18 protein-coding genes are annotated in these 18,200 nt (G+C 59.0%); 11 read left to right on the plus strand and 7 right to left on the minus strand.

The window, feature by feature from the left end:
• The first annotated feature begins 4 nt into the window (after nt 1–4).
• Nucleotides 5–340 carry a chaperone modulator CbpM gene (locus GRX64_RS04380; protein ID WP_166264029.1) on the plus strand — a complete coding sequence of 112 codons (336 nt, stop codon included), beginning with the start codon at nt 5–7 and terminating at the stop codon, nt 338–340.
• Nucleotides 341–397: 57 nt separating this feature from the next.
• On the opposite strand, the gene GRX64_RS04385 is transcribed toward GRX64_RS04380, so the two are convergent.
• Nucleotides 398–571 (minus strand): DUF6435 family protein, encoded by a 174-nt coding sequence (locus tag GRX64_RS04385; RefSeq protein ID WP_166264031.1) that lies wholly within the window; start codon nt 569–571, stop codon nt 398–400.
• Between the two features lie 117 nt (nt 572–688).
• Here GRX64_RS04385 and GRX64_RS04390 point away from each other — a divergent pair, with 117 nt between their 5' ends.
• The 3 genes from GRX64_RS04390 to GRX64_RS04400 are packed head-to-tail and all read left to right on the plus strand — an operon-like array spanning nt 689 to nt 3,424.
• Entirely contained in the window at nt 689–1,534 is an 846-nt protein-coding gene (locus GRX64_RS04390) for a DUF6502 family protein (protein WP_166264033.1), read from the plus strand.
• Nucleotides 1,531–1,989, plus strand: a complete 459-nt coding sequence (locus GRX64_RS04395) for a hypothetical protein (protein ID WP_166264035.1) — start codon at nt 1,531–1,533, stop codon at nt 1,987–1,989. The genes GRX64_RS04390 and GRX64_RS04395 overlap by 4 nt, the downstream gene beginning before the upstream one ends.
• Entirely contained in the window at nt 1,979–3,424 is a 1,446-nt protein-coding gene (locus GRX64_RS04400; RefSeq protein ID WP_166264037.1) for a DUF5666 domain-containing protein, read from the plus strand. The genes GRX64_RS04395 and GRX64_RS04400 overlap by 11 nt, the downstream gene beginning before the upstream one ends.
• A 12-nt stretch (nt 3,425–3,436) precedes the next feature.
• Here GRX64_RS04400 and GRX64_RS04405 read toward each other — a convergent pair whose 3' ends face one another.
• Nucleotides 3,437–4,405 (minus strand): NAD(P)H-dependent flavin oxidoreductase, encoded by a 969-nt coding sequence (locus GRX64_RS04405; RefSeq protein ID WP_166264039.1) that lies wholly within the window; start codon nt 4,403–4,405, stop codon nt 3,437–3,439.
• A 102-nt stretch (nt 4,406–4,507) separates the two neighbouring features.
• Here GRX64_RS04405 and GRX64_RS04410 point away from each other — a divergent pair, with 102 nt between their 5' ends.
• The 5 genes from GRX64_RS04410 (at nt 4,508) to GRX64_RS04430 (ending at nt 9,549) form a co-directional block, all read left to right on the plus strand.
• On the plus strand, nt 4,508–5,242 hold the full coding sequence (locus GRX64_RS04410) for a DsbA family protein (protein ID WP_166264041.1): 735 nt from the start codon (nt 4,508–4,510) through the stop codon (nt 5,240–5,242).
• A gap of 103 nt (nt 5,243–5,345) precedes the next feature.
• Nucleotides 5,346–6,749: a DEAD/DEAH box helicase gene (locus GRX64_RS04415; RefSeq protein WP_166264043.1), complete on the plus strand. Its 1,404-nt coding sequence runs from the start codon at nt 5,346–5,348 to the stop codon at nt 6,747–6,749.
• A gap of 14 nt (nt 6,750–6,763) precedes the next feature.
• The gene (locus tag GRX64_RS04420) at nt 6,764–7,594 is read left to right on the plus strand and encodes a CvfB family protein (RefSeq protein ID WP_166264045.1); all 831 of its coding nucleotides are present in this window, start codon (nt 6,764–6,766) and stop codon (nt 7,592–7,594) included.
• A gap of 84 nt (nt 7,595–7,678) precedes the next feature.
• Nucleotides 7,679–8,701, plus strand: a complete 1,023-nt coding sequence (gene trhO, locus GRX64_RS04425) for an oxygen-dependent tRNA uridine(34) hydroxylase TrhO (protein ID WP_166264047.1) — start codon at nt 7,679–7,681, stop codon at nt 8,699–8,701.
• 113 nt (nt 8,702–8,814) lie between these two features.
• Nucleotides 8,815–9,549, plus strand: a complete 735-nt coding sequence (locus GRX64_RS04430) for a DUF481 domain-containing protein (RefSeq protein ID WP_166264049.1) — start codon at nt 8,815–8,817, stop codon at nt 9,547–9,549.
• Nucleotides 9,550–9,563: 14 nt separating this feature from the next.
• Here the strand turns inward: GRX64_RS04430 and GRX64_RS04435 are convergent, their stop codons facing one another.
• The 4 genes from GRX64_RS04435 to GRX64_RS04450 form a co-directional block, all read right to left on the minus strand.
• A complete protein-coding gene (locus GRX64_RS04435; RefSeq protein ID WP_166264051.1) occupies nt 9,564–11,816 on the minus strand; it encodes a glycosyltransferase in 2,253 nt (750 codons plus the stop codon).
• The gene (locus GRX64_RS04440) at nt 11,813–12,886 is read right to left on the minus strand and encodes a lysylphosphatidylglycerol synthase transmembrane domain-containing protein (RefSeq protein WP_166264053.1); all 1,074 of its coding nucleotides are present in this window, start codon (nt 12,884–12,886) and stop codon (nt 11,813–11,815) included. Before GRX64_RS04440 ends, GRX64_RS04435 begins: the two co-directional genes overlap by 4 nt.
• Nucleotides 12,887–13,016: 130 nt before the next feature.
• Nucleotides 13,017–14,018, minus strand: coding sequence for a DUF6160 family protein (locus GRX64_RS04445; protein ID WP_166264055.1), 1,002 nt, complete (start codon nt 14,016–14,018; stop codon nt 13,017–13,019).
• 198 nt (nt 14,019–14,216) lie between these two features.
• Nucleotides 14,217–14,876: a GntR family transcriptional regulator gene (locus tag GRX64_RS04450; protein ID WP_166264057.1), complete on the minus strand. Its 660-nt coding sequence runs from the start codon at nt 14,874–14,876 to the stop codon at nt 14,217–14,219.
• 299 nt (nt 14,877–15,175) lie between these two features.
• On the opposite strand from GRX64_RS04450, the gene GRX64_RS04455 reads away from it, so the two are divergent.
• On the plus strand, nt 15,176–16,381 hold the full coding sequence (locus GRX64_RS04455; protein ID WP_166264131.1) for an alkane 1-monooxygenase: 1,206 nt from the start codon (nt 15,176–15,178) through the stop codon (nt 16,379–16,381).
• A gap of 251 nt (nt 16,382–16,632) precedes the next feature.
• Nucleotides 16,633–17,181 carry a lactoylglutathione lyase gene (gene gloA, locus GRX64_RS04460; RefSeq protein ID WP_166264059.1) on the plus strand — a complete coding sequence of 183 codons (549 nt, stop codon included), beginning with the start codon at nt 16,633–16,635 and terminating at the stop codon, nt 17,179–17,181.
• A gap of 72 nt (nt 17,182–17,253) precedes the next feature.
• Here gloA and GRX64_RS04465 read toward each other — a convergent pair whose 3' ends face one another.
• Complete coding sequence (locus GRX64_RS04465) at nt 17,254–18,198, minus strand: DMT family transporter (protein ID WP_166264061.1); 945 nt, start codon at nt 18,196–18,198, stop codon at nt 17,254–17,256.
• Nucleotides 18,199–18,200: the final 2 nt, after the last annotated feature.

Raw genomic sequence — 18,200 nt, forward strand, 5'->3', positions numbered from 1 at the left:
CTCGATGAGTAAACATACGCAATGGGTGGATGTCGGGACACTTGAGCAAACCACGTTCACGCTCAGCGAGATCTGTGATCACAGCGAGTTGCATGCGGAATTTGTCATCAAACTGGTCAATTACGGGGTGATCGCGCCGGTGACCGGAGACGATGCCAGAACCTGGTCGTTTGATTTGCCCGCCTTGACCCGCCTGCAAAAGGCCCAGCGGCTGCAACGGGATTTGCGCGTCAACCTGCCCGGCCTGGCCGTCTCCCTTGATTTACTGGATGATATTGACGCCTTGCGACGCGAGGTGGACAACCTTCATCAGCGTCTCAGGCAGCTTATGCAGGAATGACCAGCAACTGGGCCACGACTTCCCGGGCCGCCCGCAATGGGTTCCACCCGCGTCATGCTAGTTGGGGTTGTCGAGCTCTTTTATCCTGGCGTAAATGGCCTCCGCCTCCTGCTGCAGTGTGGAGTAGGTTCTCAAATCGCCATTGCGCTGATAGTGCAGGGCCTCGGACAGCTTTCTTTCATAGTCCTTTTGCAGTTTCTTTTTCGGATCTGACTTGAATAATCCAAGCATGTCGCTCGCCTTTCGTTGTCGGGTTCCTACAAGCTTACGCTAAAAATAGGGATTGGTTCACGGTTAGCGCCAGGGATGGGCGTTGACCTGATGGCTGTTTGGGAATAAAATCCCAAAATGTCTAACGCCCACGCACAAGCATTGCAAAGCGCACTTGCTCGCATCCTCAAACCGCTTGCTCGATTGCTGCTCAGAAATGGCATCGCCTTTGGCGATTTCGCCGAACTGGCGAGGCGTGCCTATGTGGAAGCAGCGCTGCAAGACTCCGGTGGCAAGGGCAAAAAAACCAGCGACTCCCGCGCAGCGATCATGACGGGGTTGACTCGCAAGGACGTCAAGCGGCTCCGGGAAGCCTTGGCCGGAGAACAGCCCGCCCCCGACAGCCAGTTGCATTCCAATCGGGCGGCCCGGGTGGTGTCCGGCTGGGTGCAGGACGCGGACTATCAGGACGCCAAGGGACAACCCGGCGTGTTGGCCTTTGAGGGTGATCACAGCTTTAGCGCGTTGGTTCGTCGGTACAGCGGGGATATGACGCCCCGTGCGGTTCTGGACGAGCTGGTGCGGGTGGGTGTGGTGAGCGATTCAGGCGGTCTCACCCTGCTGAAACGCGCCTACGTACCCACCGGGGACGACGCCGAACTGCTGAACATCTTCGGTGAGGATGTGGCGGATCTGATCAGCACCATTGACCACAACCTCTCGGCGCCCAGCCGCCATCAATCACCGCTTTACCAGCGCACGCTGACGTACAGCAAGATTCCCGTCGACGTGCTGGAACAGTGGCGGGCGCAGGCCGCAGCCCAGTCTCAAGCCCTGCTGGAACAGCTGGATCAGTGGCTTGCACCCAACGATCAGGATATCTCCGGAAATACCTCGACCAGCGATGTTGTGAGAACCGGTGTCAGTATCTTTTATTTTGAGGAGCCGGCATTAGCCACCGATGTTCGGGAAACACCGCTATGAACGCATCAACACACGCACTGATGGCGCGACGTTGGGATATTACCGGTTTGGCCAACAGTATCCTGTCTCCCGTTGCCCGTGAAGTGGTGCATCGATGGATAAATGATGACCGTTTTGTCGATGCCAGTGGCGAACCCGCTATGCTCTCATCCAATGGGGCGGGGTCAATGGACTTTTTTGGTTTGGTCAAGTGCGCGCGGGTGCACTGCTCCCCGACACGGTTACTGGCAGAATTATTGGGCTCCGGGTTGGTGGGGGAGGACTCGGCGGGGTATCTTTTACTGCGTCGCACCGCGTATGCACCGTGCCAGCCATGGGGGCAGTACGGCTGCGATGTGGATCCACTGGAGGCCGCCCGACGAGACCACGACCGCAGTGGGTTGAATAATGGCCGCTCGTCTTATGACCAGCAGGTGCATCCTTTACTTCAATGGAAAACACTCAATGATGTTTAAGCTGTTTCGCGCTGTGCCGGTCTGGTTAATGGTGACTGTTTTTGCCGGCTGCGGGGATGGCCTCGGTGGTGGCGTGGTTGCGGATGGCGGTATCCGTGGAACCGGCTCCAGTGTTGGACCTGTATCCGGTTTTGGCAGCGTCTTTGTGAACGGCGTCAAGTTTGAAACCAATGCGATCAACGGTGAAGTTGAGAGTAACGACGGTGTTGTGGCGGAACAGGCCATTGAGAAAGGCATGATTCTCAAGGTCGAAGGCGAGTGGCAAAACGCCGTGGCCGGCCGGGCGACCAGGGTTGAATATGATGACATCCTGCGCGGCGCCGTGACCGCAGCGACCTGGCTGGATGAAAAAAGGTCGGCCGGTACGATCGATGTCGCGGGCCAGGCCGTGGAGTTTGATGGGCAAACGGTCGTCGTCGGCGCCGCCCGATCGCTGCTGATTGCGAATCCAACCGGTTTCAGCGTGCGTGTAAGCGGTTGGCGACTGCAGAGCGGGCGCTTCCGTGCCAGCTTTGTGCGCGCCACCGAGACCCGTTTCGACGACCCGAACGATACCGAAATCGAAGGCCCGATTGCCAATTTGGACACGCTCGCCCAGACCTTTCAGATCGGGGGCATCACCGTTGAATACGGCATCGAAGCAGTGATGTACAGCGGACTGACGGAGGCCGACCTGGTCAATGGCCGAGCGGTGGAAGTGGAAGGGCAATTGCGGTTGGGTCGCCTGGTTGCGCACCAGATACAGAATGACGACCATCGTCGCTTCAGTAGCACCGACGGCGGCGGCGCCCTGATTGAGGGACCGGTCTCAGGCAACGTGTCCGATCGGCAATTCCTGCTGGCAGGCATTCTGGTCAGGATTGATGACAATACCCGGTTCGATGAAGGGCTCGTTGAAAGCGAACTGGGAAATGGTCTTTTGGTCCGGGTTGCGGGCGAGTTTTCCAATAATGTACTGATCGCCCGCCACATTGAGCGTCGGGATGCCGATGCCAGTGTCGATGCGGAACTGATTGCGGTGGATCGCAGCGGCAGACAGCTGAATGTTGGCGGCGTGCTGGTGAGGCTGACCAACAGCTCGCTGATTGAGGACGACGAGGGCAACAGTCAGCGTCGTACCCTGGATGACCTGATGCCGGGCGATCGGCTGGTGATTCAGGGCGTCCAGCGGCTGATGCCTGACCGGTTTCTGACCGCGTTCAAAATAGCACGCAGCGGTGCCGGCGAGACGGACTATACGCTGGAAGGGACTGTCAGCGAGACGTCGGCGGACGCCATGACGGTGCTCGGCGTCACGCTGCGGGCGACACCCGCGCAGCTCAGTGCGGTCTCGGGAGGCGACAGCGTGAGGCTGACCTACCGGATGACCGCAGGCGGCGAGTTTGAGGTGATTTCCGTTGACTGGGTTGGCGCGGCAGCCGGGCCGGGTACCTGAACCTCGCGTGGTTCAGAGCGTATCCAGCCGGTCCTTTGCGGCACGATACTGCTGTGACAGGCGTTCCACCAGTGTTGCCACCGGCACCACGTCGGTGATCTGACTGACCCCTTGCCCCGCGGACCAGACCGTTTTCCAGGCCTTGGCCTCGTCGGTTACCGGCTTCAGCTTTTCACCGTAATCAACCGCGCCGGGTTGATTCAGCTTGTCCATGGGGTAGCCGGCGGCTTCCAGGCTCTGGCGCATGAAGCTGGCCGGAATACCGGACACGGCTGGGGTGTACATGATGTCGCCGGAGACCGCGGCAATCACCATGTGCTGATACGCTTTTTCGGCCAGGGATTCGGTGGTGTTGATGAACCGCGTCCCCATGTAGCAAAGGTCGGCCCCCATGGCCTGGGCTGCCAGTAAGTCTTCGCCATTGGACAGAGCGCCCGCCAGAATAATCGTACCGTCAAACACCTCACGGATTTCATGCACCAGCACAAACGGATTGATCGTGCCGGCATGACCACCGGCACCGGCCGCCACCGCAATGATGCCATCAACGCCGGCGTCGGCCGCCTTGCGGGCGTGTTTTTGATTCGTTACGTCATGAAAGACCAACCCGCCATAGCCGTGCACGGCTTCGACGACCTGGCTGGCGGCACCCAGTGACGTGATGATGATCGGCACCTGGTGCTTAACGCACAGCGCCAGGTCGGCCTGCCACCGCGGGTTGGTCTTGTGGACGATCAGGTTGACGGCGTATGGCACGGAGGGGGCGTCCGGATAGCGCGCCTGGTGCTCCGCCAACCCATGCTCCATTTGCACCAGCCATTCTTCAAAGCCTTCACTGGTGCGCTGGTTGAGGGCCGGAAAGCTGCCCACGATACCGGCTTTACAGCAGGCCAATGCCAACTCCGGGCCGGATATCAGAAACATTGGGGCGGCGATCAACGGCAAAGATAACGGCCGTTGCAGGGATGGCGAGACGGGCATGATGGCTCCTGTTACCATGGGCGGCTGAACGTATCAGGGTCGGCCTGATCGGTGGCAATAACTGATCTTAGCCGCTTACGCATTGAATCAAAAGGAGCTGTTATGGGCGAAGCAAAGCGACGTAAAGAGAGTGGGACACCTGGCCCGCAAAAATCCGAACCGAAGAAGCGGACCTGGCTGCCAAGCGCGGCGGTATCGCTGGTCGCCATCCTTTTGATCGGGGTGTTTTTCATTACCCGGCCGCCAAGCCCGGACTCCGGTGCCCTGCCAGTTACCGCCGATGATGCGGAGGCGTTTCCAGCCCAGCTGGATCGCTACGGCGTATCCGTGGGTGCTGAAGATGCACCGGTGGTCGTGCGTGAGTTCGCCGACTACCAGTGCCCGGCCTGTGGCCGTTTTGCCAGCGCCAGTCAACGGTTGAAGAAACAGTACGTGGAGACGGGCAAAGTTCGTTTCGTGTTTTTTGATTTTCCGCTCAAGCAGCATGAAAATGCCATGCCCGCCGCCCAGGCTGCCCGTTGTGCCGGTGATCAAGACGCTTATTGGCCGATGCACGACCGCCTGTTTTCGGCTCAGTCCGAATGGAACACCAGTAGCACACCGGTTGAGGTATTTACCCGTTATGCCGGTGAGCTGGGGCTTCAGGAGCGTCGGTTTAAATCCTGCCTGACGTCGGAATTGCATCTGGAGGATGTGACTCAGAGCCGACAGGTGGCGGTTCAATTGAGGGTTGCCAGCACGCCGACCGTCATGGTTGATAACATCCGTTTGACCCAGCCGGGCTGGGCCCAGCTATCGGCGGTGGTGAAGCGCGAATTGGCCGGCGCAGTAGAATAAACACCTACCATTCCCCGAAACCGCTTTAAAACCCGTATAATCGCGCGAATAGTGGCCATCCCGTGACAGGGGTGGCCCATTCTGTTTCTTTTAGGGTTTTCTCATGTCTTTTGCCGCACTCCAGCTATCCGAACCATTGCTCGACGCACTCGAAGAGCGTGGCTACACGCAGCCGTCCCCGATTCAGGCCCAGACTATTCCGGGTATTCTGGAAGGCCGGGACATGTTGGCGGCGGCTCAGACCGGTACGGGTAAAACCGCGAGTTTTGCCTTGCCAATTTTGCAGCGCCTGTCCGGCGGTGAGTCGGCGCGCAGCAACTCCGTCCGGGCATTGATTCTGACACCGACGCGGGAACTGGCGGCCCAGGTGGGCAGCAGTGTGGCACTCTACGGCCGCCATCTCGAGTTGCGCTCCGAGGTGGTCTACGGCGGCGTTCGCATCAACCCGCAAATGATGAAGCTGCGCAAAGGCGTAGACATTCTGGTCGCCACCCCCGGTCGACTGATGGATTTGTTTCGTCAGAACGCTATCAAGTTTGACCAGCTTGAGACCCTGGTGCTGGACGAAGCCGACCGTATGCTGGATCTCGGGTTTATCACCGACATCCGGAAAATTCTCGAACTGTTACCGGAGAAGCGCCAGAATCTGCTGTTTTCCGCCACCTTGTCCGCCGATATTCGCCTGCTGGCCCGGGGCTTCATGCACCACCCGCTGGAAGTCGACGTCAGTCCAAAGCAAGTGTCCGCCAGTACGGTGCAGCACAGCCTTCACCCGGTCGACAAGAAGCGCAAAGGCGAAATGCTCAGTCACCTGATTCGCTCCAAAGGCTGGTTTCAGGCGCTGGTGTTCGTGAAAACCAAAAAAGGGGCCGATCGACTGGTTCGGGAGCTTTACGCCGATGGCATTGGCTGTACCGCCATTCATGGCGACCGCAGCCAGGCGATGAGAACCAAGGCACTGGAAGATTTCAAATCCGGCAAAATCGGTATTCTGGTGGCCACCGACGTGGCGGCCCGGGGTCTGGATATTGAAAGTCTCCCGCTGGTGGTCAACATGGACCTGCCCAAAGTCGCGGAAGATTATGTCCATCGCATCGGCCGGACCGGTCGCGCGGGCAGCAAAGGTCGTGCGGTGTCGCTGGTGAGTCATGACGAGGTGGTAGAGTTGCGCGCGATTGAGCGCCTGCTGGGTAAACGCATTGTGCGGGATAACATCAACGGCTTTGACCCCGAACACAACGTACCGGTGTCGCCCGACCCCACCGCAAAACCCAAAAAGGTTACCAAACCCAAAAAGCCCAAGCGCTCGAAACGGCCCGACGGCAAATTGGGCGCCAAGAGAGGGCCGAAAAAGGGCGGGCCGTCCAAAGCCGGCAAGGCCGGTAAACCCGGTGTGGGCAAGAAACCACAGAAGACCGGCTCGTCAGAGCCCAGACCGCCCCGACGGACGCCGCCGAAACCCGGCAACCGTCCGGCCCGTAGCGGCCCTGCGAAATCCGAACAATGAAGGCCGGAGTGACTATGATCGACGTGGGTCGTTATGCCCGTTTGAAAGTCCTGCGCATGGAGGACATTGGTGCCCGGCTGGATGCCGGCACCATGGGTGAGTTATTGCTGCCCACCCGCTACGTGCCGGAAGGCTGCCAGCCCGGTGACAAACTGATGGTGTTCGTGTCGCTGGACTCGGAAGACCGGCCGATTGCCACCATGGAAAAGCCCAAAGCGCAGGTCAACGAGTGTGCCTGGCTGAAGGTGGTTTCGGTGTCCAGCGTCGGCGCGTTCCTGGATTGGGGGCTGTCAAAAGACCTGTTCGTGCCGTTCTCCGAGCAAGGCGTGAAGATGCAGGAAGGGCGCTTCTATCTGGTCTATATCTACGAGGACAACACCGGACGGTTGGCGGCAACCACCAAACTCAACCGGTTCATCAAAGACCGTGCCGAAGGTCTGGCCAGCAATCAGGAAGTGAGCCTGCTGATCGCGGACAAGACCGATCTGGGTGTCAAAGCCGTTATCAACCACGAGTTCTGGGGGCTGCTTTACCACGACCAGTTATTTACGCCGGTGCGCAAAGGGCAGTCGGTATCGGGATACATCAAGCGCATCCGGCCCGATGGCAAGATTGAACTGAGCCTGTATCAGCCCGGCTATGGCAAGGTCAGCGACTTTGCCGAAACCATTATCGATGCACTGAAGGCGAACGAAGGCTTTTTGCCACTGAACGACAAAAGCGCACCCGATGCCATCTACGCAACCTTCAATGTCAGCAAAGGGGTGTTCAAGCAGGCCATCGGAGCCCTCTACAAAAAGCACCTGATTGTGATCGAAAAGAGTGGCATCCGGTTGATTGAATAAACAGATCGGTTAAAATTTGTCCGCCAGGATTCCTGGCGACCATATCATGCTCCGGATTTACGGTCCGGCCCGCAGGAGAACACTATGACAGACCAAGCGGTCGCAGACGTCGTTGTCTGTGCACTCTACAAATTCGCAGTACTGAATGATTACACCGCACTTCGCCAACCGTTAAGCCAACTGATGGCCCAGCATCGGGTCTGCGGCACCCTGCTGCTTGCCCGCGAGGGCATTAACGGCACGATCGCGGGCAGCCGCCAGGGCATTGACGCCATCAAGCACTGGCTGGGCCAGGATGAGCGTTTTGAGGGCATCGACTACAAAGAGTCCTATGTGGACGAGCAGCCGTTCAAGCGCAGCAAGGTCAAGCTGAAGAAAGAAATTGTCACCATGGGCGTGGACGGCATCGATCCCCGTCGCATTGTCGGCACCTATGTGCAACCGAAGGACTGGAACGACCTGATATCCGACCCTGAGGTGCTGGTGATCGATACCCGCAATCAGTACGAAGTCGAAATCGGCAGCTTCCAGCATGCGGTCAACCCGGCGACCGACACGTTCCGCGAGTTTCCCGACTACGTAAAGGACAATCTCGATCCCGCCCGGCACAAAAAAGTCGCAATGTTCTGCACCGGCGGTATTCGTTGTGAAAAATCGACCGCCTACCTGAAGGAACAGGGCTTTGATGAGGTCTATCACCTGCACGGTGGCATCCTCAAATACCTCGAAGAGGTGCCGCCGGAGCACAGTCTGTGGCAAGGCGAATGTTTTGTTTTCGATGACCGGGTCACGGTGAATCACCGTCTGGAGCGAGGGGATTTCGATCAGTGCCATGCCTGTCGCCGTCCCATTACGGAAACCGACAAGCAACGGCCGGAATATGAAAAAGGCGTCAGTTGTCACCAGTGCCTGCACACGCTGACGGCCGCCCAAAAAGCACGGTTTGCCGAGCGTGAGCATCAAATGCGCCTGGCCCAGCAACGGGGCGAGGCCCATGTTGGTGGTGAGGCCGGGCGCATGATCGCCGCCCGAAAAGCCGAAAAGCGAGCCCAGCGTGAGCAACAGGCCGAGAAAAGCCGGGCCGGGGAACAGCGTCGCAATGGCTAGCTGGCCACTGACTTGACCGGGCAAACTGCAAGGCACAGAGTGACTGGCGGTGATCGTGATGCGTCCTAACCCCGTACGTTATCGGAATCAGTCAGTTGCAGATTGGAGATGTCATGCAGTTTCCCAAAATGATGATGTGTTTGTTCATGGGGATGTGCCCGCTGGCGTTTGGCCAGAGCACGGGGGAGACCTGGGACGGCGAGGCCGAGTTGGGGGCATTGATCACCTCGGGCAACAGTGAGGAAACCAATATCAACAGTCGCCTGGGGCTGGTGCATGAGACCACCAGCTGGCGGAATTTGCTCGAACTGCGGTCGCTCTACTCCGAAGCCGACGATGAAACGACGTCCGAGCGTTACAGCGCTTCTGCGGAAACGAACTATAAATTTTCCGAGCGCCAGTACTGGTTCTTAAGGGGCGCATATGATGACAATCGGTTCACCGGTTACGATTTCCGCACCTCCGCGACCACGGGTTATGGTCACCGGGTCTGGCAGAACGGCGAACGCTCTTTCCTGGATTTATCGGTGGGTGCGGGTTATCGCTTCAACAAGCTCAAACAGCCCAATGAGGCGGGCCGGCGCAGTGAACAGGAGGCCATCGCCCGCCTGGCCGGGCAGTATGATTATGCCCTCTCTGACAACGCGCTGTTCCGACAAAAACTCAGTACCGAAGTTGGCCTGGATGGAAACAACACCATCAGTGAGTCAGAAACCTCGGTGCAGGCCTCGGTGGTGGGCAATGTGTCCATGAAAGCGGCCTATCTGGTCAAGCACGTGTCCAATCCGCCCGCCGGCGCCGAACGAATCGATACCGAAATGTCCCTGTCGCTGCTGTATGGCTTTTAGCACCCCCGACCACCTCAGGCGCCGGGCTCGGCTGCCGCCTCGGGTTTCGGTGCGGAGCGTTTGGCCTTGTCCGCCAGCACCGTGGCGTAGATCTCCTTCACATCACCGGCGAATTGCTCAATAGAGTAATCCTTGGCGAAAGCCGTAGCATTCTCCGACAGGGTCCGGCGTAGGGTGTCGTCTTCCAGCAGGCTGGTGACTCTGGCACGCCACTGGTCCCGGTTTTCAGGTGTCTTGAAGCCGTTGTAGCCCTGTCGTACCACATCATCAATACCGCTTGAGCGCACGGCCACCACCGGCAGTCCGGCCGCCATCGCTTCCAGGATAACCATCCCCTGAGTTTCGGATTTGGACGCGAACAGAAACACATCGCCAAGCCGATAGTAGGTGGCCATGTCTTCCGGCGCCACCGCGCCGACCAGAGTAAAACAGTCCTGCAGGCCAAGGTCGTCAATGCGGGCCTGCAAGCGCTCGCGCTGGTGGCCGTCACCGATCATCAGAAACCGGAATGGAATTGCGGTGTGCTCTTTCAGACTGGCGATGGCCTCGATCATGAAATCGATGTTCTTCTCATTGGACAACCGCGACACGCTGATAAACACCTTTTCATCGCCGATACCGAGACGGTTGCGCAGGGCCTCAATGTCCTTGTTCTCGACACCCTGGAAACGCTCAAATTCAATGCCCGTGGGCTGCACGTAGGTCGATGATTTGACCCCGATCATCCGCAGGTATTCCTCGGTGGAGTAAGTGGGCACAATTACCGCGTCGCACTTGTTGGCAAAGCGTTTGATCAGGGCGTGGGAGATCAGGTTGCGAAACAGCATGCCGGGCAGCGGCACAAAGTGCGCGTAGTGTTCAAGACGCGTGTGATAGGTGTAGACCGCCGGCACATTCAGCCGGTGAGCGACAAAAAGCCCCAGCGATCCCAGCCAGAAGGGGTGGTGCAAATGGATGATATCCGGCCGGAAGGCTCGCACCTGACGCCGAATCCGGCGCAAGAAGATGTTCGCCAGCCGGAACTCGCGCTTTTCCCCCATCGCCAGCAGTGATGGTACCCGCAGCACGTGGTCCTCCTCGGCGGGCTGGTCCCGGTAGCGGGGCGCGACGATCAGGGTGGCGTTGCCGGTGGCCTCCAGGCCCCGATGCAGGCGTTCAATGGAAATCGGCACGCCCCCGATAAAGGGCAGGTAATTATTGGTGAACATCGCAATGCGCAGGGGCTGCTGCAGCCAGGGCATTGGGTCCAGGTCGTAATCGGGGTAGTAATTCTTGCCCACAAAGACCAGGGCGTAGAGCTTCATTGCCACCAGTGTGAGCACGCTGACCAGCAGAATAAAATTGACGTAACCGACGTAAAACAGCGAGTAAATGAAAAACCACAGGCTTTCCAACTGCTTGAATATGGGGTGTTGGCCGATCATTAACGGCACCACTTCGGTGGTGACACCCTGTTCCGAGACCGACACCTTTACGAAATGATAGAAACTGGTGTCGTTGTTCAGTACCAGGCCGCCTGCGCCACCGGTGGTAATGAACTGGGTGCCGTCCCGGTCCTGTTCGACATACTGTGAAATATTCGCTGAGAACACTGCATCGACGTGGTGTTCCCGGATCAGTGCCAGGAGCTGGTCCCGGAATTCGGGTGGTTGCAGGTAATCGTCTTTCTGGTCAAACAGGACATCCTGGCGGCCATGCAGCACGGGGTGCCCGGTAAAGAGAAACGTGTGGGCGGCGTCCTGCTGCTGGAGAAGGTCGCGCAGCCACCGGATTTGCCAGCGCCAGGCCGTTTTGTTGGTGCTGTCCAGGAAGATAAAGCGACTGTTGCCGGTGCGGACACTGAAAAAGTGCGGCCCGAAATGCTCGTAGAACCGGAAGCTGCCAAAATTCTCATACTCGTGCTGGCCGAACGTCAGCAGGTAGGGCATCTTCAAGTGCGTCAATGTCCCGTGCAGGGCGCGGTATTTGTCTTCACTGCCGCCGCTAACCGCGTTGCCGGCCGAGACCATGAAATCCACGCCCGAGTCATTGAGCATCGGAATGATTTTGCGCTCAAAAATGCCGACAGAATTGTTGATGTTGCCCACCACGGCAAAACTAAAGCTTTTTTTATCATCGAGCTGGGCGTGGAGGCGTTCCACCTGGGTGGTGTGCACCGCCTCAAAGTTGGCTTCAAACAGGTTCAGATAGGCCTTATAGCCCACCAGTGCGCAAACGATCACCACGTTAATATAGAACAGGGCTTTGGTGCGGCTGCGACGGATCATTGAGTGTCCTTCCGGCTACGGGCCAGTTCCCTCTGTAAAATTACCAGGCCAACCGCCATGCCAATGTAAATGGTCAGCAGCCGCCACGCGACAATCACCAGTATAAGGTGATTCCCGGTCAGTATATCCCGGAAAAAACTGCCGAATACCCCTTCCGATATGCCTGACGCGCCGGGAGTGGGCGAGAAGTACATGATAAACGTTGTGACCACCAGTAACCCGATGGTGGTGAGGTAGTTGACGTCATACCCAAGGCTGTAGATGAGCAACGCCGGAAAACTGAACAGGCTCAGCAGAAAGCAGGCTGTGAAAAAGATCGACAGCAACACGCTGCGCCGCGGGCCGTGCAGATAGACGCTGAAGCTGTGAGAAAACCGCAGCATTTCGCGTCGGGCTTTGTACTGCCAGCGGTTGTGGCGGCGTTCGCCCACCAGGTGCAGCTTGCGCATCCCGTGCAAAAGTCTGGACAGCGGTCCAATCAGCCAGTGAGTTCGGAACAGCACCACCGCGAAGAAGCCCAGGTAGGCCATGATCAGGACCGCCAACGCCACACTCAGATCGTTCAGAATGGGTTGGTTGTCCAGCGCTTGCAGGGTGAGCAGAAACACCGGTGTGAGGGAAAAAATAAACGCCACCGCCAGCACGGTGCGAATGGTGGTCGCCGCCGAGGCCCGCCCAATCGGTACGCCATGGCGTTGCAGGTACCAGATTTGAGCGACTCCACCGCCCGTGGCCATGGGTGTGACGTTGGACACGAACAGGTTAATGAACACGAGACGAAACAACGCCTTGAAGCCCAGTGTGTGGCCGAGGGCCTTCAGGGTGAAATACAGGCGCAGGCCGTCGGACACAAAGTAGATCGTCAGCAGTGCCAGCAGGCTGGCGAGGCTGACGGGGTCAATCAGGCGGGCATCAAAGGCAATGCTTTTGTCGGCGAACTGGTCATACACGGCATACAGCCCGGCGCCGGTCAGGCCAATAAACAGCAAGCCGAACAGCGTCAGACGCCGCCAGGGGGTGCGGGACGACTTGTCGGTTGCGGTCTGGTCGAAAGAGGTCTGGTGTGTCATGCAAGGCCCGTCAATCTGTGACGGCGCAGTTTACTGCGTTGGATAGGGGGGCTGTCCAGTGACCGCCCCCAACAATGGCCGGGTGGGCGGTTCAGGCGTGCGCGATGCCCAGCTTGAAATGAGCAACACCTCAGTGGCCGTAAACCATCATCGAGGTGTCGGTAATGGCGAAGTCGGTGAACGATACGGCGCCAATACTGGTCCCGCCCACTCTGAAAGTCGGCATGTCAATGTCGGCACGGAACTCAACGTCGTGAATGGACAGGCCGTCGTTGCCGGTCGCCGCGCTGGTGCCGGCAGACAGTTTGGCGGTGGCACTGGCCATGCCGAAATGACCAAGTGTGTCGGCACCGCGGCGGTTATGGATCTGGAGCCCCTCAATGCCGACGGCGGCAAAGTTGAAAATCAGGAGCGCGTCGGCGGCGTCCCAGTTCAGGCGGCCGTTGGTAATTTCAAAATGGGTATCGAGCTGGAGCTCGGAACTGGAAACTTCATTGCCATTGGCCAGGGTGCGGGTGTCGGTGCCGTTATTGCGAACCACAATGTCCGTCGGGCCGACATAGCCTTCGAGCAGGACGTTCGAGAACAGCGTTGCGTTGCCATCGGACCCTTCGGTCTCAATGCTGTCCAGTGACAGCCCGAAATCAATGGCGTGCAGGTAGTCGTCAAGCTGGGTCGGGTCGCCGCTGGCAGTGGGCCCGATGTGAATCACCAGATCACCGTGGTTAAACGACTGACCAAACTGGCCACCCACCGCATAGCGTGTCAGTGCGTCGGCGACATCCGGGTTGGCGGTATTCAGCAGACCGGCATCGGCACGCCGGGCAAGTTCAGAAAAGCCGTGCTCGAGCACCTCGCCATCACCGGCCAGGTCGAGGGTGATTTTCAGGTTATCCAGTACACCGCCACCCTGACCTGACAGGCTGAGATTGTTAATGCTCAGGGTGCCTTCGTCCTGCCAACTGAGCCGTCCGACATTGACCTGGGTCTCAAGCTCAATGGTGACGCCGGCGGTGCCGGTGATGTCGCCGAGTGCCGAATCGTCGATGGCCTGAATGTCGGCGAGTGCGGGCAAGGCAAGGCTTGTTGAAACAGCAAAAAAAAGGGCGCGTCCCTGTCTGAGGCGAATCATGGCTGACCTCTTGCGTGTATCCAGTCGGGTTGTGTTTATGGGGCAATTCGGACCGCAGGGGACAGCATAACCGGCGCAGCGTTACATCCCGTTACATTAGAGGCGTTGGCAGCGTCAGTCTGTGCGTCGGGTCACAGACTGGCTTCCGCTGGCGATTGTGGGAGGCAACAAGCGACGGCCGCTCGCCCGACACAGACACTAGGGTGACAGGGCCTGCTGAATGAGCTGTTTCTGGTGGTTCGCAAATACGGCCACCTGCCGCTCCGCTTCATCGGCGTCCCGGACCAGAATTGCCTGGGTCAACTGACTAAAGAACGCACTGGTTCGGGCCAGATCCTGGTGGTAGCGGTCAGCGCAGAGGTAGTAGGTGCGACTCACCGCCGGCTTGAAATTCGTCAACGCCTCACTCAGATAGGGATTGCCGACCACCTCACAACAGGCATCCATCACTTCAAAACTGGCCTGCACCACCGCCGACACATTGGGCGTGGGGGCCTGAATGATCTGTACGACGGCGTCCACCCGAGCCATCAGACAGGTTTTGTCCTGGTCCTGCCAGCGCTCGCACAGGCGCCTCGCCAGCATAATCAGCAAGTGCATATAGACATCGTAGAGTTCCGCTGCGTGCTCGGCATCCAGCTGTGAAGCAGACGCACCCTTGCGCGGCGTGATGTCCACCAGGTGCCAGCGTTCCAGCGTGTACAATGCCTCTTTGACCGAGGCCCGGCTGACCCGAAGTTCGGCGGCGATGGTCGCCTCCTGCAGGCGCTCGCCCGGTTGCACCACACCGGTCATGATCCGGTCCGCCAGATAATTCGCGATTTGTTCGGCCAGAGTGTTGGGAACCTGAAACTCCATAACGGTGCTCTGTGCTGACGTGATGGGCCGCCAGGCCCTGGTTTGCGGTATCGCAGTTTAGCACAGTCGCGGGTGAGCGACGGCGTCGGGTTCCGCTTCAGATGGCCGCGTCAGCGGGTCGGGTGCCGGCAGATTTGAGCCGAAACAGGCAATCGTGAAAATCATTGACGTCTGTAATATTGTAGGACAATAATGCAGTTAGAATGACGACCGCCGCAGGGCAGGTCGCTGACAGGTAGTGCGCAGTGCCAACGCCCTTTACCGTGAGAGGTTTCGTCGTGAACAACACCGAAGTGACCATGACACAGGACCCGGTTCGCCGGCGCCTGTTGCTGAAACTCAAGAAATACAGCTTCCTGATTGCCATGTTGCCGTTGGCACTGCCGGCCCTGCTGCTGTCCGCCGGGACTGCGACGGACTTGATCAATGTGTTTGCCTGGGGCGTGCCGGTGGTGGTGTTTGGGCTCATACCACTGCTCGATGTCGTATTGGGGCAGGATGCGCTGAACCCGGATGAACAATCCGATGTGCCGCACATGAACAGCGAGCGGTTCTATCAGGTCATAACGCTTGGCTGGGTTGCGGCGTTTGCAGTATTGCTGGTGTGGGCGATGCAGGTGCTGGCATCCGGCGTGTTCACCGTGCCGGGCGCGATTGGCTGGGTGTTTTCCATCGGCATTGTGGGTGGCCTTGGCATCAATGTCGCCCACGAACTGATTCACAAGGATGGCACCTTTGAAACCCGGGCCGGCGGGCTGCTGTTGGCGCTGGTGTGTTATGGCGGCTTCAAGGTCGAGCACCTGCGAGGGCACCATGTGCACGTGTCCACTCCCGGAGATGCCTCGTCCGCGCGCTACAATCAGTCGCTGTACCAGTTTTTACCGCAAGCCTACGGTCGCAATTTCCTCAACGCCTGGCGGCTGGAGGCGGAGAAACTCCGGCGCAAGGGGCGGTCCCCAGTGAGCTGGCACAACGAGCTGGTGTGGTGGTACGGCATATCATTGCTGGTGCTGGCAGGTTTCACCGCGACCTTCGGATGGCTGGGTGCCGGGTACTTCCTGGGCCAGAGCTTCATCGCCTTTACCCTGCTGGAAGTGGTGAATTATCTGGAGCACTACGGCTTGCACCGTCGCATGTTGGAGAACGGACGCTACGAGCGGACCCTGCCGGAGCACAGTTGGAACTCCAGCTATTTCCTCACCAATGTGTTTCTGTTCCACCTTCAGCGCCACAGCGATCACCATGCCTTCGCCAAGCGGCGTTACCAGGTACTGCGGCATCACGATGTAGCACCGCAACTGCCCGCCGGTTACGCCTCCATGGTGGTGCTGGCCCTGCTGCCACCGCTGTGGAAAAAGGTCATGAACCCACGGGTTGAGGCCTACTACAAAGGCGAGGAGCATCAACTGAGCGAGGAGCCCGGAGGCTCAAAAGACACCAGACGCAGCGGCACCCACGGGGACATCTCAACCGCGGTTCCGGGCAATGAGGTTCGGTCCGTTTGAACCGTGTGCCTTGTCTAAGCGGACAGTACCTCAAACTGAAAGCACCGGCGGCGTTTGCGGAGCGCTTCGGTGGGTATTCAGTTGAAGGGTGGGTATTCAATTGAGGGTTGGGTATCCAACTGAGGGGCGTGTCTCTGACCGAGGGGTCCTACGACGTATTGCTGAGTGGCCGAGCGCCGGTTGCCCTTGAAAACCCCTTATCCGGCACACAAATATAATGCTTAAACCTATCACGACGGATGGAGCGTTCCATGCACCGCCATTTCGAAGAAGCCCCGGGCCTACACGACGAATCGGTTCCCGAGACCGAAGGGTACGTGTTCAATCAGACCATGATGCGCATCAAAGACCCGGAAAAGAGCCTGGATTTTTACACCCGGATAATGGGCATGCGACTGGTCCGCAAGCTCGACTTCCCGGAAATGCAGTTCACCCTGTATTTCCTCGCCTATCTGGACGACCGGCAAGCGGCGACCGTGCCCTCGGATGAGGCACACCGAACCACTTTCACGTTCGCCCGCGAAGCCATGCTGGAGCTGACCCACAACTGGGGCACGGAAACGCAGGATGACTTCAGTTACCACAATGGCAATGACCAGCCCCAGGGCTTCGGCCACATCGGTGTCGCGGTGCCGGATGTCTATCAGGCGGCAGAGCGTTTTGAGGGCTTGGGGGTTGAGTTCGTCAAACGCCCCGACGACGGCAAAATGAAGGGCCTGGCGTTCATCAAGGACCCGGACGGTTACTGGATTGAGATCCTGCAGCCCAACATGTTTGAGAAGCAACGCAAAAGCGATTGACCCTACGCCGTTTCGCCGCGGCAGCCCTGGTACCCGGCCTTAGGGGCCGGTTAAGGGGCTAGCCTGCGGCGGTTACCGGCGACGCGCGCCGGCGCTTGATGCCACCACCACGGCGGCGGTCAGCACCACCGCGCCCAAGATCCCCATGCTCCCCAGATTCTCGCCCAGAAACACCCACGCCAGGACCGCCACGAACAGCGGCTCCAATGTCACGATAATGCTGGACGTGGTGGCGGGTGTATTCTTCATGCCCGCAAAAAAGCACAGATAACCCAGGCAGGTAGGGACCAGTCCGATGTAGACGACCATCAGCCAGTCCACGACGCTCAGTCCCGGCAGGGCGGCAAACCCGCCGGAAAACCCAACCACCGGCAGCAGGACGAGGGCGCCGGTAAAGAAGCAGATAAAGGCGGTGGCAAACACCGGGGTGCCCCCGGCTGCGTGGCGGCTGGTGAGCGTAAAACCGGCGTAAACCAGGGCCGCGAGCAGGGCAACCGCAATGCCGGCAATGCGGATCTGGCCGCTGGTCTGAATGTCACCCATCACCAGCAGCACGGTGCCGCCAATGGCCGCAACCAGCGCAAGCACGGTCACCAGGCTGGGTTTTTCCCCCAGCAAAGGGGCCGCCATCAGCGCCACCAGCACCGGTGACACGCACAGTGCAATCAGGGTGGCAATCGCCGCCCCGGTCAGGTCCACCGCCACCAGATAGGTGCCCTGATACGCCGCCTGAAACAGGCCCAGTGAGGCCAGCACCAGCAGCGGCTTCAGGCCGGGCCGGGGCCGTTGTGTGGGCGCCGTTTGCCGGCGCTCGCGCAGCATCAGGAAAAAGAAACAGGGGAACGCCACACTGAGTCGCAAGAGGCCCAGGGTGATCGGATTCAGGTCCGTGCCGGTAAAGAGTGTTTTGGCCGCAATACTGGTTGTCGCCCACAGCGCCGCGGCAACCGCAATCAATAACGCGCCCCGCAGAACGCTGGCACGTTGACGGCTAAGGCTGGATTCTGCGTCGGTCATTC

The organism is Marinobacter caseinilyticus (genome assembly GCF_011074955.1).
Taxonomy (GTDB): domain Bacteria; phylum Pseudomonadota; class Gammaproteobacteria; order Pseudomonadales; family Oleiphilaceae; genus Marinobacter; species Marinobacter caseinilyticus.